Below are 405 nucleotides of genomic sequence, written 5' to 3'. Positions count from 1 at the left end.
ACTTGTGACAGAGTTAACGGAATTTCTAGATTATGAAAAATATGACCGTATTGGCTTTAATTCAGGCAACTCACGCAATGGGTCTTATTCGCGTACGCTTCACACAGAGTACGGCGATTTAGCCATTCAAATTCCACGTGATCGCAATGGTGAGTTCAAACAACAGACCGTGGCTCCGTATAAGCGTTCGAATGATACGCTTGAAGATACGGTGATTCACCTGTTTAAAAAAGGCATTACGATGGCTGAAATTGCCCAGTTAATCGAAAAAATGTACGGCCATCACTATACGCCTCAAACGATTTCGAATATGACAAAAGCGGTTTCAGAAACAGTCGATGCATTTAACAACCGTTCGTTGCATAATCGTTACGTATGCGTGTATTTAGATGCGACGTATATTGC

Annotated in this window: 1 protein-coding gene; it reads left to right on the top strand. The window is 41.5% G+C overall.

Going from position 1 to position 405, the window contains the following annotated elements; all coding sequences use genetic code 11:
• Positions 1 to 405 (top strand): transposase (locus AB4Y85_RS19465; protein ID WP_441986552.1); only part of this gene is annotated, 405 nt, incomplete at both ends.

It is taken from the genome of Microvirga sp. 2YAF29 (assembly GCF_052114605.1).
In the GTDB taxonomy this organism is placed as follows: Bacteria; Pseudomonadota; Alphaproteobacteria; order Rhizobiales; family Beijerinckiaceae; genus Microvirga.
Note: the sequence above shows the minus strand (reverse complement) of the source record. Positions and strands in the feature narration are given on the sequence as shown.